The organism is Phenylobacterium sp. NIBR 498073 (assembly GCF_027286305.1).
GTDB lineage: Bacteria > Pseudomonadota > Alphaproteobacteria > Caulobacterales > Caulobacteraceae > Phenylobacterium.
Genome location: NZ_CP114599.1, coordinates 3933523 through 3945000, shown reverse-complemented (window position 1 = coordinate 3945000; position 11478 = coordinate 3933523). Strand labels below are relative to the sequence as shown.

Sequence of the window (11478 nt, the reverse complement as noted above, 5' to 3'; positions counted from 1 at the left end):
CACTGGATGGATGCGGGGGTCGCGAGATCTACCAATTCTAACCAAACTCCGAATACCCAAGAGAACTATCTGGCAGACACACGGCGGGTGCTAACGTCCGTCGTGAAAAGGGAAACAACCCTAACCATCATCTAAGGCCCCCAAGTACTGGCTAAGTGGGAAACGATGTGGGATTGCTTTGACAACCAGGATGTTGGCTTAGAAGCAGCCATCATTTAAAGAAAGCGTAACAGCTCACTGGTCAAGCGATCCTGCGCGGAAAATGTAACGGGGCTCAAGCCAGTCGCCGAAGGTATGGGTGTGCGTAAGCACGCGGTAGCGGAGCGTTCCGTAAGCCTGTGAAGGTCAGTCGTGAGGCTGGCTGGAGGTATCGGAAGTGAGAATGCTGACATGAGTAGCGACAAAGAGTGTGAGAGACACTCTCGCCGAAAGTCCAAGGGTTCCTGCGTAAAGCTAATCTGCGCAGGGTTAGCCGGCCCCTAAGGCGAGGCCGAAAGGCGTAGTCGATGGGAACCAGGTGAATATTCCTGGGCCAGTTGGAGGTGACGAATTCCGTAAATTGTCAGGGCTTATTGGATTGTCCTGGCAGTGAAGGAGTTCCTGGAAATAACCCCAACGGAGACCGTACCCGAAACCGACACAGGTGGACAGGTAGAGTATACCAAGGCGCTTGAGAGAACTATGCTGAAGGAACTCGGCAAATTGCACGCGTAACTTCGGGATAAGCGTGACTCTGCTTAGGGCAACCTTTGTAGAGTGGCACAGGCCAGGGGGTAGCGACTGTTTATCAAAAACACAGGGCTCTGCGAAGCCGCAAGGCGACGTATAGGGTCTGACGCCTGCCCGGTGCCGGAAGGTTAAAAGGAGGGGTGCAAGCTCCGAATTGAAGCCCCGGTAAACGGCGGCCGTAACTATAACGGTCCTAAGGTAGCGAAATTCCTTGTCGGGTAAGTTCCGACCTGCACGAATGGCGTAACGACTTCCCCACTGTCTCCAGCATAGGCTCAGCGAAATTGAATTCCCCGTGAAGATGCGGGGTTCCCGCGGTCAGACGGAAAGACCCTATGAACCTTTACTGCAGCTTCGCCTTGGCGTTAGCGGCAACATGTGTAGGATAGGTGGGAGGCTATGAAACCGGGGCGCCAGTTCCGGTGGAGCCATCCTTGAAATACCACCCTTGTTGTCGCTGACGTCTAACCGCGGCCCGTTATCCGGGTCCGGGACATGGCGTGGCGGGCAGTTTGACTGGGGCGGTCGCCTCCCAAAGTGTAACGGAGGCGCGCGATGGTGGGCTCAGAGCGGTCGGAAATCGCTCGACGAGTGCAATGGCATAAGCCCGCCTGACTGCGAGACTGACAAGTCGAGCAGAGACGAAAGTCGGCCATAGTGATCCGGTGGTTCTGCGTGGAAGGGCCATCGCTCAACGAATAAAAGGTACTCTAGGGATAACAGGCTGATTTTGCCCAAGCGTCCACAGCGACGGCAAAGTTTGGCACCTCGATGTCGGCTCATCACATCCTGGGGCTGGAGCAGGTCCCAAGGGTTCGGCTGTTCGCCGATTAAAGTGGTACGTGAGCTGGGTTCAGAACGTCGTGAGACAGTTTGGTCCCTATCTGCCGTGGGTGTACGAAGCTTGAGAGGATCTGTCCCTAGTACGAGAGGACCGGGATGGACACACCTCTGGTGGACCTGTCATGGCGCCAGCTGTGCAGCAGGGTAGCTAAGTGTGGAATAGATAACCGCTGAAAGCATCTAAGCGGGAAACTAACCTCAAAACAAGGCTTCGCCGAGAGCCGTGGTAGACCACCACGTTGATAGGCCAGGTGTGGAAGTGCGGCGACGCATGCAGCTTACTGGTACTAATCGCTCGATAGGCTTGATCGTTCTTAGTCAAACTCATGACTAACGCGCTTTGTGTGATGTCTTCTCTTTTCAACGCATCCGTTTCGTTGACCTGGTGGTTATACCGAGAGGTCCCCACCCGATCCCATCCCGAACTCGGTCGTTAAGCCTCTCTGGGCCAATGGTACTTCGTCTTAAGGCGCGGGAGAGTAGGTCGCCGCCAGGTCTACCAAACGGATGCAGTCCAAAACCCTTCAATACACAATCACACCCTGACGCGGGGTGGAGCAGCCCGGTAGCTCGTCAGGCTCATAACCTGAAGGTCACAGGTTCAAATCCTGTCCCCGCACCCAAGCTTTTCAAGCCCCCAAGCTCTCGCTCGGGGGCTTCTTCGTGTCCGAGACCCAACTCACGCCCCCATATCTGGCCAGTCCGGCATCGATAGCTTCACCGCCCGACCACGCTCCACGCCACCAAGGTGCTGCAGAAAACTCGCGATCCCAGCCGCCCCCTGCATGTAACCGGTCTGCGCCTGAACGAACTCCGGGCGGTCGCGGTGTTCGGCCTGACGCCAGAACCGCCCGCCGCCCGAGGTCTCGCTGCTGTCCAGGATCACCGCCGCACAGCGACGCGCCAGATCCAGGTACTCGGCCTTGCCCGTCCGGCGCGCCAGCAGCAGCGCGAACTCGCCGACCCCGGCGTCGCCGCAGCACTGGCCATGATTGTTCCAGAACCCGGCCGACCGGGCTTCCGGCGCCCCGGCGCCCTTGATGCCGGCGACCAGCTGCTCAAGCGCCTGGGCCCACTGCGCGTCGCCGGTGACGGCGTGCAACTCCAGGAGCAGGCGGCCGGTGCCGGCCGGCCCGTGACAGGCGCCGAGATAGAAGATCGGTTTGCGGGTGTCCTCGTTATGGCAGACCAGCCGGCCGCTTCCGACCGGGTGGCTGCGGCTCATCGCGTAGCGCGCGGCGTCGATGGCGGCCTCGAGATAGCGCGGCTCGCCGGTCGCCCGGTGCAGCTGCAGCAAGGCGTAGCCGACCCCGGCCCCGCCGTGAGCGAAGTTGGGCGCGGTGAACTGGAACGGCATGTCGGCCATCATCCGCCAACGCAGGCCGTCCGGGGTCGGCTCGGCGACTTCCAGCAACCGCTCGGCGGCTGCGACAGCGAGCGCCAGCGCCCCGTCGTCCAGCCCCTCGCGCGCGGCATAGAGCAGGGTCAGAATCACGCCCGCGGATCCGACGGACTGGTCGTAGACCTCCCGCGGCTCAGAAAATCCGGTGATGTCGGCGAACGGGGCCGGTTCGATCCAGCCGACGCCGGCCCCGAGCGGCTGGGCGAGCTCGCGGATCTTGCGCAGGCAGAACGTCGCGCCTTCGCGGTAGCGCGCCAGGCCGGAAATCCGCGCCAGTTCGCCAAGCACGAAGACATAGCCGCCCCAGCCGGTGGAGGAATTGATCGAGAGATCCTCGAAGGTCGGCAGCTGCGCCAGGATCTCGTCGCCGGCGGCCAGCGCCCTTTCCATCAGCTCGGCTTCGCCGGACTGAGCGTGCAGCTCGAGCAGCAGCAGGATCACCCCGCCAGCGCCGTGGTAGAGGCTGTAGGCGGGGCGGGCCTTGGGATGATCGTTCGTCCGCCAGACCGCGCCGGTCCGCTGCGACTCGATGAAATTCAGCGCCTCGCGCGCCGCTTGTCCGTACCCGGTCATTTCCGCCCATCCTTGTTTTGCGCAAGGCTAGCGGCGCGGCGGCCTAGAGGCCAGCGCGGAACACCCAGTGCGGCCAGACCTGTTCGGAGTGCAGCTTGCGCGTCATGACCAGTTCCTCGACGGCCTCGGTGGCGCCGATGCAGGAGGGGGTGTCGGCGTCGTCGTAGACGACGTAGCCGCCGCGGGCCATCCGCGGCCAGACCGCCTCCTGCGCGTACTTCACCCCCGAATAGATGTCGCAGTCGATGTGGGCGAGGCCGAAGGTCGGCCGCTCGCGCGCGATCGCCGGAAAGGTGTCCTGGAACAGGCCCTTCACGACCACGAGGTTGGTCAGGCCCAGGGCGTCCCGACGCTCGACCAGGGCGTCGTAGGAGCTGTCGCCGAAGTCGCCGGCCCCGTGCAGGTCGCGGGCGGCGTCGGTCTCCGGCATCCCGGCATAGGTGTCGCAGGCATAGACCTTGGCGCCCGGCGCCACGTCCCAGAGGACACGGGCCATGAACAGGGCGTTGCCGCCGCGATAGGAGCCGAATTCGATGACGTCCTTGCCGTTGAGCCCGGCATAGAAGGAGGTCAGGATCAGGAAGAGGTTCATCCGCTTGGACTCGACCATCACCGACCAGTGGGCCGAGGCCTCGACGCCGGCCTGGTAGAGCGGATGGTGGGCGACGAGGTCGGCGACGCCGGCGTGCATCAATCCCCAGCCGCGTTGGTAGCCGTCATGAGCCGAGCGGCCGCGGGCGACGGTCCGCGGCGTGCCGATCTCAGGTAGAGCGATGGCGTTCATACGCCTATTGCTATGAAGCTTTCGGCAACTCGGCAATCGTTGTTCGGTGATTAGGCGGTGGCGGTCTGGTAGCTGCGCCAGGCGCTTTCGCAGCGCTTGGCCCGCGAGGCGCGGCGCAAGTCTTCCAGCCGGACTTCGAGCTTGGCGGACGCGGCCGGCGCGGCGGGGCCGAGTGATGCGGGGAACAGGTAGGCCTGAGCGGTCTCGCCCTCGCGCGCCAGCGGCTGACGGCGGGCGCCGGACACGACGGCGCGCTCGGTGAGCGCCAGCTCGGCGGCGATCTCGCGACAGGACAGGTGGCTATAGTCGTTGCGCGGCGGGCCGGCGGCCGTTCGCTGAGTATCAGTCGTCGCGCAGGCCGACAGCAAAGCCGCTGCGGCGATCGGCAGGACCGCGCCTCTCATTCCTGGAGCCCTCCCAGCAGGGTCGTTGTTGCGAAGACTGTGGCACGGCCGCCGTAAATGTCTTCAGGGAACGTGCGCGGGGCGGACGACTTCACGGAATTGCGCACGCCAGCTGCCGCCGATACCGGCGCAAACCGCGCAGGATTGTCGTTTTCTTGAGCGCGGAACGGGCCTATATGTGACGTTGCTTGATTGCACCGCCCGGCCGAAAGGCCGGGCGCCGTCATTTTGGAAAGACCGTCATGACCGAGATTCTGATGCCGAAGGCGACCGCTGTCTGGCTGGTCGACAACACCTCGCTGACCTTCGATCAGATCGCCGACTTTTGCGGCCTGCACCCGCTGGAAGTAAAGGGCATCGCTGACGGCGAAGTGGCGCGCGACATCCGCGGCGCCGACCCGATCGCCAACGGCCAGCTGTCGCGCGAAGAACTCGACAAGGCCCAGGCCAACGACAAGTACCGCATGAAGGCGCAGAAGAGCCGGCACGCCGAGCTGCTGAAGCCGGTGAAGAAGGCGCCGCGCTACACCCCGGTGTCGCGCCGCCAGGACCGTCCGGATGCGATCGCCTGGTTCATTCGCAACCACCCGGAAGTGGCCGACAGCCAGATCGCGCGGCTGCTGGGCACCACCAAGGCGACGATCGACCAGGTCCGCAACCGCAGCCACTGGAACTCGGCCAACATCAAGCCGGTCGACCCTGTGACGCTCGGCCTGGCGACCCAGATGGAGCTGGACGCCGTCGTCAAGAAGGCGGCCGACAAGAAGGCCAAGGACGACGCCCGGCGCGGCATCGTCGACGGCCCGACCTTGGAGCCGGCCTCCGAGACGGGCGCCTTCGGCGGGCCCGCCGATCAGGACGAACAACCCTACGCGGCCGAGCCGCCGCACTTCGACGACGAGGACGGCGAAGAAGACTAAGGGTTCAGGAGAGGGGCGGCGCGGACCGCCCCTTTTTCAGCCCGGCCGGAGCCGCGGACACGCGCAGGCGACCCTGCCGACCGCCTCCGGGGACCCGTGGAAACGATCGGTCAGGGTCGACTGGCGTCCGTCCCCCGCCCGCACGGACGAGAAAGAGCCTCGGCTAGTGTGCTTGCGCGCCCAAAGCCTCGATCTCTTCCTTGAGCTTAAGCTTCTTGAGCTTCAACTCTCTCAACTTGGTGGCGTCTGCGGCCGGCCTATTCGTTTCCTCCTCGATCATCCGATCCAGATTCTGGTGACGGAAGCCAAGTTCACGGATACGGGCTTCGACGGCCATGACGTGTCATCTCCTTGTCGAACTACTGTCACGACGAGTGAACACCCGCTGGTCTGGCCTGTCAGATCACATATGTTTGCAGTGGGCCGGGCTGGGCCCACGCCTTGAAACCGGGCTCGGAGATACAAAGGCATGAGCACTCCTGCACGCCTGGTGGTGGGCGTCTCGGGCGCCAGCGGCGTCGCCTACGGCCTGCGTGCGCTTGACGCCTGCCGTGAGCTCGGCGTCGAGAGCCACCTGATCTTCTCCAAGGCCGCGGCCCTGACGTTGGCGCAGGAAACCTCGCTCAGTCTCGCCGAGGTCAGCGCGCGGGCTGACGTGGCGCACAAGGTGGGCGATGTCGGCGCGTCGATTTCGTCGGGGTCGTTCCCGACGCTTGGCATGATCATCGCGCCCTGCTCGGTGCGCACGATGAGCGAGATCGCCACCGGCGTGACCTCCTCGCTGCTGACCCGCGCCGCCGACGTCACCCTGAAGGAGCGCCGCCCGCTGGTGCTGATGGTGCGCGAGACGCCGCTGCACCTGGGGCACCTGCGCACCATGGTGCGGCTGGCGGAAATGGGCGCGGTGATCGCCCCGCCGCTGCCGGCGTTCTACGCCAAGCCGGCCAGTTTGGAGGAGATGGTCGATCAGTCGGTGGGGCGTGCGCTCGACCTGTTCGGCCTGTCGTGGACGCCGGTGAAGCGCTGGGGCCTGGATCTCAAGCCGTTGAGCGGGGAGGCTTAAGGCCGTGTCGCTGTGGGGATGGACGCTCGAAGCCTATGCCCGTCCAGGGGTTCCGGAAGCCTGCCTGGAGCTGCAGGACGAGTATGGGCAGAACACTTCGTATCTGCTTTGGGCCGTGTGGGCCGAAGGCGCCGACGCGGCGACCCTGCAGGCCGCGGCTGCGGCGGGGCGGGGCTGGGACGAGACGGTGCTCAAGCCGATCCGCGCGGTCCGCCGCACGCTGAAGGCCAGGTTCGGCAAGGTCGACGACGGCGCGCGCGAGGGGCTGCGCGAGGACGTGAAGGCCGCTGAGCTGCGGGCCGAACGGGTGCTGATGGAAGCCTTCGAGGCGCTGGGCGAGCATCGTCGCGGCGGGCGGCCCGCCCTGGAGGCGTTGAAAGCGGCCTCGCGCGCCTGGGGACCGCCTGCCCCGGACGAGGCCCTGGCCCGCCTGGCGCGCGCCCTTGGCTAGGTCGTTAACCGCCGGCGTGGCATAGGAAGCGCCGTGAGGTGGGGCGGCTAGCGTATGAACGACGACGACAGGAACGATCCCGAGGCGCGGCTGACCGAGCGCCTGCACCTGCTGATCCAGGAACACGCGGACCTGGGCGTGGCGGTCGAGGCGATCGCCCAGGCGCCGGTGCCCGACATGATGGTCATCGCCCGTCTGAAGCGGAGGAAGCTGGCCCTGAAGGACGAAATCGAGCGCCTGAAGGATCAGCAGACGCCCGACATCATCGCCTAAGCCGCTTCCCGCCCGCCCATCGAGGGCGGGCGTTCTTCGCGGCGATCGACAAATCGTTGTCGATCGCATCCGGCTCGCGAGTGAGAGCCGGCGCTCGTCACCCCATCTTGAAGGCGCAGAACTTGTTGCCGTCCAGGTCGCGGAAGTAGGCGCCGTAGAAGGTCGGCAGCCGCTTGCCCGGCTCACCGTCGCACGTGCCGCCCGCGGCCAGGGCCGCGGCGTGCACCTGGTCGACCACCTCCGGCGAGGGGCAGGCCAGCGCGACCATCATGCCGTTGCCGATGGTGGCCTTTTCGCCGTCATAGGGCTTGCAGACCGCGAGCGCCCCGGCGCCCGGCGCGCCGTAGAATTGAATGCGGTCCATGCCGAACGACCGCGCGACGCCCAGCGGCGCCAGGACGGCGTCGAAGAACGCCTTGGACTTCTCGAAATCGTTGGCGCCTACAGTGGTGTAGCCGATCATGGTGTTTCCCCTTTGGTAGCTTGCGCTGGCCGCTTCATAGCAACCTGACGCGCGCGTCACGGAAGGGAAATCGGCGGCTCTCAGCGCGAAGGAAGGCTGCGGGCCTGACGCTTGCGGATGAACATCGCCGTGTCGGCCTCGGCGACCAGCGCCTCGGCGTCCAGTTCGGGCGAGATCTCCCGCACCCCGAACGAGATGTGGAGCGGCGCGGTCCACTCGCCGAACCGGATCGGCGTGGCTTCGATCGCCTCGGCCAGCGAGCGGGCCTTGGCCTCGGCGGTCTCGCGGTCGGCCTGCACCAGGATGACCGCGAACTCGTCGCCGCCCATCCGCCCGACCACGTCGCTATCGCGGACGTTGGCCGCCAGCCGCTCGGCCACCGCGCAGAGGCAGGCGTCGCCGGCGGCGTGGCCATAGCGGTCGTTCACCGCCTTGAAGCCGTCGAGGTCGAAATAGACCACGCTGGCGGGCGAGCCGTAGCGCTGGGCGAAGGTGCGGATGCGGCCCAGTTCGCGCACGAAGGCGCGGCGGTTGAGCAGCGGCGTCAGGGGATCGCGATCAGCCAGCCCCTCGACCTCGGCAAGCTTGAGCTTGAGGCGCGACACCTCGCCGCGCAGGTCGTCGATCTCGGTCAGCAGGGTGGTCAACGCGCTCTGCACGCCCGGCGTCAGGTCGCCTTCGCCCAATCCCAGGAACGCGGTCTTGTCGATCGGTCCGGCCGTCGCGGCGCTCGCCTGCGCGCCGGCATGGACCAGCGCCCGCTTTCGGATCGCCGAGAAGGGTTCGGTGCGTGCGCCGGTGATCTTCATGCAGCCTCTCGCCTACCTGCAGAATCGGCAGGGAACCTCAAGCATCGAGAATCCTGAACGTCCTTGGTTGCGGGCGCAAGGCCGGCGCCTATACTCCCCGCCTTTCCGAGACAAGGGGCACGTCGGAATGAGCGTAGGCAAGGCGCAGGTCGCCATCATCATGGGCAGCCGGTCGGACTGGCCGACCATGAAGGGGGCCGCCGACAGTCTCGACGCCCTGGGCGTGGCCTACGAGGCCAAGGTGGTCTCCGCCCACCGCACGCCCGACCGGATGTACGAGTTCGCCAAGGGCGCCAAGGCGGCCGGCTTCAAGGTGATCATCGCCGGGGCCGGGGGCGCGGCGCATCTGCCGGGCATGACCGCTTCGCTGACCGAGCTGCCGGTGCTGGGCGTGCCGGTGGAGTCCAAGGCGCTGAAGGGCATGGATTCGCTGCTGTCGATCGTGCAGATGCCCGGCGGCATCCCGGTCGCCACCTTGGCGATCGGCGAGCCCGGCGCCAAGAACGCCGGCCTTCTTGCCGCCCAGATCCTGGCGCTCTCCGATGAGGCTCTGGCCGCGCGTCTGGCCGACTTCCGCGCCCGCAACACCGCCGGCGTCGCTGAAACCGTCGAAGACTGAGAACCCGCATGACCGCCTCTCCTCTGCCCCCCGGCTCGACGATCGGGATTCTCGGTGGAGGGCAGCTTGGCCGCATGCTGGCGCTGGCCGCCGGCCGGCTGGGCTTCGACGTCGCCATCCTGGACCCGGAGCCGAACGGCCCGGCCAGCCGCGTCGCCGCCCACACGGTCGTCGGGGCCTATGACGATCCCGAGGCGCTGGCGCAGCTCGCCAAGTTGGCCGACGTCGTCACCTATGAGTTCGAGAACGTGCCGGCGCTGGCGGTCGAACGGCTGACGCAGCTGGGCGTCTTGGTGGCGCCGGGCGCGCGCGCCCTGGCCGTCGCCCAGGACCGGGTCGAGGAGAAGACCTTCCTGAACGGGGCCGGCGCCCCGACGGTCGCCTTCGTCGCCGCCGACGATGGCGAGGCCGCCCGCGAGGCGGTCGCCGCGCTCGGCGCGCCGGCGCTGATGAAGACCCGCCGCGAGGGTTATGACGGCAAGGGCCAGTTGTGGGTCGAGCACGTCGCCGACGCGCCGGCGGCGTTCGAGAAAGTCGGCGGCAAGCCGGTGATCCTGGAAGCTCCCGCCGATTTCGTGCGCGAACTGTCGGTGATCGCCGCCCGCGGCCGCGACGGCGAGATCGCCGTCTATCCGATGGCCGAGAACCATCACGAGAAAGGCGTGCTGCGCCGCTCGTTCGCTCCCGCCGAGGTCAGCAAGGAGACCGCCGGCCAGGCCGAACGGATCGCCGCCCAGGTGCTGACCGCGCTCGACTATGTCGGGGTGATCGGGATCGAGCTGTTCGAGCTCAAGGACGGTAAGCTGCTGGTCAACGAGATCGCCCCGCGGGTCCACAACACCGGCCACTGGACGATGGACGGCTGCGAGGTCGACCAATTCGAACAGCATGTCCGCGCCGTCGCCGGCTGGCCCCTGGGCCCGACCCACGCCCACGCCAAGGTCGAGATGCTGAACCTGTTGGGCAAGGAGGCGGACGCCTGGGCCAAGCTGGCCGGCGAGCCGGAGACCCGCGTCCACCTGTACGGCAAGCGCGACGCCAAGCCGGGCCGCAAGATGGGCCACGTGAACCGATTGAGGCCGCTGTGACGACCTAGTTCCTCCCCTGCCGGGGAGGTCGGCCATATGGCCGACAGCTCCCCCGGGGGGAGCAGTTTGGTGGCGTTACGCCTCGGCGGGGATCGCCGACAGGGCTTCTTCCAACTCCAGGAAGCTCGGCTGCGCGCCCGAGGGCACGCTGCCGCGGCCGATCTCGACCGAGATCTGGGCGGCGTTGCCGTGCAGGTGGGCGACCAGCACCGACTGGATGATTTTGTAGAACGAGCCCTCTTCCTCGATGATCTCCTTCAGCCGCGCGGCGAAGGGGCCGACCAGACCGTAGGCCAGGAACACGCCGAGGAAGGTGCCGACCAGCGCGCCGCCGATCATGCCGCCCAGCACTTCCGGCGGCTCGGTGATCGAGCCCATGGTCTTGATGACCCCGAGCACGGCCGCGACGATGCCGAGGGCGGGCAGGGCGTCCGCCAGGTTCTGCAGCGCGCCGGCCGGGGCCAGCGCCTCGTGGTGGTGCTTCTCAAGCTGCTTTTCCATGGCGTCCTCGACCTGGTGCGGGTCCTCGAGGTTCATGGTCATCATCCGCAGGGTGTCGCAGATGAAGTCGATGGCGAAGTGGTCCTTCATGATCTTCGGGAAGCGCGAGAAGATCGTGCTCTCCTTCGGATTCTCGATGTGGCTTTCCAGGGCGATCACGCCCTTGGACTTCATGGTCTTGGTGAGCAGGAACAGCAACGACAGCAGGTCGCGGTAGTCGGCCGCCTTCCACTTCGGGCCGGCGAACACCTTGCCGAAGCCGCCGAGCGAGGCCTTGATCACCGGGACCGAGTTCGAGATCAGGAAGGCCGCGACGCCCGCGCCCCCGATCGCCATCATTTCATGGGGCAGGGCGTGCATGATCACGCCCATATTGCCGCCCGAGATGATGTAGCTGCCGAACACCAGCGCGAAGAGCAGCACGATGCCGATGATCTGAAACATTGGAAGTGGCGGTCCCCGCGGAATTCAGCGCCGAGCATGGCCGTTAATGCTTAATGTCCGGTGTGCGCGGCCCTTGTGCGCTTTGAGGTTTGCGCATCCCGACGGCACGGCT

The 11478-nt window shown here is 66.1% G+C and carries 13 protein-coding genes, 1 tRNA gene and 2 rRNA genes (1 of these 16 only partly in view); 9 read left to right on the top strand and 7 right to left on the bottom strand.

Annotated features, from left to right (window positions below):
• The 3 genes from O4N75_RS19625 to O4N75_RS19615 all read left to right on the top strand — a co-directional run.
• A 23S ribosomal RNA gene (locus O4N75_RS19625) occupies window positions 1-1884 on the top strand; it begins 903 nt to the left of the window's first position.
• A 69-nt stretch (window positions 1885-1953) separates the two neighbouring features.
• Window positions 1954-2068: ribosomal RNA gene (gene rrf, locus O4N75_RS19620) — 5S ribosomal RNA — on the top strand.
• A gap of 50 nt (window positions 2069-2118) precedes the next feature.
• Window positions 2119-2195 (top strand) — tRNA-Met (locus O4N75_RS19615).
• Window positions 2196-2251: 56 nt separating this feature from the next.
• Here the strand turns inward: O4N75_RS19615 and O4N75_RS19610 are convergent.
• From O4N75_RS19610 to O4N75_RS19600, 3 genes are read right to left on the bottom strand one after another with little or no spacing between them, the layout of a single operon-like run.
• Entirely contained in the window at window positions 2252-3547 is a 1296-nt protein-coding gene (locus O4N75_RS19610) for a lanthionine synthetase LanC family protein (RefSeq protein WP_269627103.1), read from the bottom strand.
• A 43-nt stretch (window positions 3548-3590) separates the two neighbouring features.
• On the bottom strand, window positions 3591-4331 hold the full coding sequence (locus O4N75_RS19605) for a TylF/MycF/NovP-related O-methyltransferase (RefSeq protein WP_269627102.1): 741 nt from the start codon (window positions 4329-4331) through the stop codon (window positions 3591-3593).
• 50 nt (window positions 4332-4381) lie between these two features.
• A complete protein-coding gene (locus tag O4N75_RS19600; protein WP_269627101.1) occupies window positions 4382-4735 on the bottom strand; it encodes a hypothetical protein in 354 nt (117 codons plus the stop codon).
• 242 nt (window positions 4736-4977) lie between these two features.
• On the opposite strand from O4N75_RS19600, the gene O4N75_RS19595 reads away from it, so the two are divergent.
• A complete protein-coding gene (locus O4N75_RS19595) occupies window positions 4978-5655 on the top strand; it encodes a cell cycle transcriptional regulator TrcR (protein ID WP_269627100.1) in 678 nt (225 codons plus the stop codon).
• 163 nt (window positions 5656-5818) lie between these two features.
• Here the strand turns inward: O4N75_RS19595 and O4N75_RS19590 are convergent, their stop codons facing one another.
• The gene (locus tag O4N75_RS19590) at window positions 5819-5992 is read right to left on the bottom strand and encodes a DUF465 domain-containing protein (RefSeq protein WP_267233949.1); all 174 of its coding nucleotides are present in this window, start codon (window positions 5990-5992) and stop codon (window positions 5819-5821) included.
• A gap of 132 nt (window positions 5993-6124) precedes the next feature.
• Between O4N75_RS19590 and O4N75_RS19585 the strand changes: the two genes are divergently transcribed.
• The 3 genes from O4N75_RS19585 to O4N75_RS19575 are packed head-to-tail and all read left to right on the top strand — an operon-like array spanning window position 6125 to window position 7442.
• Window positions 6125-6718 (top strand): UbiX family flavin prenyltransferase, encoded by a 594-nt coding sequence (locus tag O4N75_RS19585; protein ID WP_269627099.1) that lies wholly within the window; start codon window positions 6125-6127, stop codon window positions 6716-6718.
• A 4-nt stretch (window positions 6719-6722) separates the two neighbouring features.
• Entirely contained in the window at window positions 6723-7169 is a 447-nt protein-coding gene (locus O4N75_RS19580) for a TIGR02444 family protein (protein WP_269627098.1), read from the top strand.
• A 54-nt stretch (window positions 7170-7223) separates the two neighbouring features.
• Complete coding sequence (locus O4N75_RS19575) at window positions 7224-7442, top strand: DUF465 domain-containing protein (RefSeq protein ID WP_267233953.1); 219 nt, start codon at window positions 7224-7226, stop codon at window positions 7440-7442.
• Window positions 7443-7539: 97 nt separating this feature from the next.
• Here O4N75_RS19575 and O4N75_RS19570 read toward each other — a convergent pair whose 3' ends face one another.
• On the bottom strand, window positions 7540-7905 hold the full coding sequence (locus tag O4N75_RS19570) for a VOC family protein (protein ID WP_267233955.1): 366 nt from the start codon (window positions 7903-7905) through the stop codon (window positions 7540-7542).
• An 80-nt stretch (window positions 7906-7985) separates the two neighbouring features.
• Window positions 7986-8714, bottom strand: coding sequence for a GGDEF domain-containing protein (locus tag O4N75_RS19565; protein WP_269627097.1), 729 nt, complete (start codon window positions 8712-8714; stop codon window positions 7986-7988).
• A 127-nt stretch (window positions 8715-8841) separates the two neighbouring features.
• On the opposite strand from O4N75_RS19565, the gene purE reads away from it, so the two are divergent.
• Together purE and O4N75_RS19555 are read left to right on the top strand one after the other, a co-directional pair.
• Window positions 8842-9333, top strand: a complete 492-nt coding sequence (gene purE, locus O4N75_RS19560; protein WP_269627096.1) for a 5-(carboxyamino)imidazole ribonucleotide mutase — start codon at window positions 8842-8844, stop codon at window positions 9331-9333.
• An 8-nt stretch (window positions 9334-9341) separates the two neighbouring features.
• Window positions 9342-10421 (top strand): 5-(carboxyamino)imidazole ribonucleotide synthase, encoded by a 1080-nt coding sequence (locus O4N75_RS19555; RefSeq protein WP_269627095.1) that lies wholly within the window; start codon window positions 9342-9344, stop codon window positions 10419-10421.
• Between the two features lie 75 nt (window positions 10422-10496).
• Here O4N75_RS19555 and motA read toward each other — a convergent pair whose 3' ends face one another.
• The gene (motA, locus tag O4N75_RS19550; RefSeq protein WP_269627094.1) at window positions 10497-11366 is read right to left on the bottom strand and encodes a flagellar motor stator protein MotA; all 870 of its coding nucleotides are present in this window, start codon (window positions 11364-11366) and stop codon (window positions 10497-10499) included.
• Window positions 11367-11478: the final 112 nt, after the last annotated feature.

Coding starts and splice junctions, on each gene's coding strand:
- O4N75_RS19555 (WP_269627095.1), top strand. CDS start 9,342: ATGACCGCCTCTCCTCTGCCCCCCGGCTCGACGATCGGGATTCTCGGT.
- O4N75_RS19585 (WP_269627099.1), top strand. CDS start 6,125: ATGAGCACTCCTGCACGCCTGGTGGTGGGCGTCTCGGGCGCCAGCGGC.
- O4N75_RS19600 (WP_269627101.1), bottom strand. CDS start 4,735: ATGAGAGGCGCGGTCCTGCCGATCGCCGCAGCGGCTTTGCTGTCGGCC.
- O4N75_RS19605 (WP_269627102.1), bottom strand. CDS start 4,331: ATGAACGCCATCGCTCTACCTGAGATCGGCACGCCGCGGACCGTCGCC.
- purE (WP_269627096.1), top strand. CDS start 8,842: ATGAGCGTAGGCAAGGCGCAGGTCGCCATCATCATGGGCAGCCGGTCG.
- motA (WP_269627094.1), bottom strand. CDS start 11,366: ATGTTTCAGATCATCGGCATCGTGCTGCTCTTCGCGCTGGTGTTCGGC.
- O4N75_RS19565 (WP_269627097.1), bottom strand. CDS start 8,714: ATGAAGATCACCGGCGCACGCACCGAACCCTTCTCGGCGATCCGAAAG.
- O4N75_RS19610 (WP_269627103.1), bottom strand. CDS start 3,547: ATGACCGGGTACGGACAAGCGGCGCGCGAGGCGCTGAATTTCATCGAG.
- O4N75_RS19595 (WP_269627100.1), top strand. CDS start 4,978: ATGACCGAGATTCTGATGCCGAAGGCGACCGCTGTCTGGCTGGTCGAC.
- O4N75_RS19590 (WP_267233949.1), bottom strand. CDS start 5,992: ATGGCCGTCGAAGCCCGTATCCGTGAACTTGGCTTCCGTCACCAGAAT.
- O4N75_RS19570 (WP_267233955.1), bottom strand. CDS start 7,905: ATGATCGGCTACACCACTGTAGGCGCCAACGATTTCGAGAAGTCCAAG.
- O4N75_RS19575 (WP_267233953.1), top strand. CDS start 7,224: ATGAACGACGACGACAGGAACGATCCCGAGGCGCGGCTGACCGAGCGC.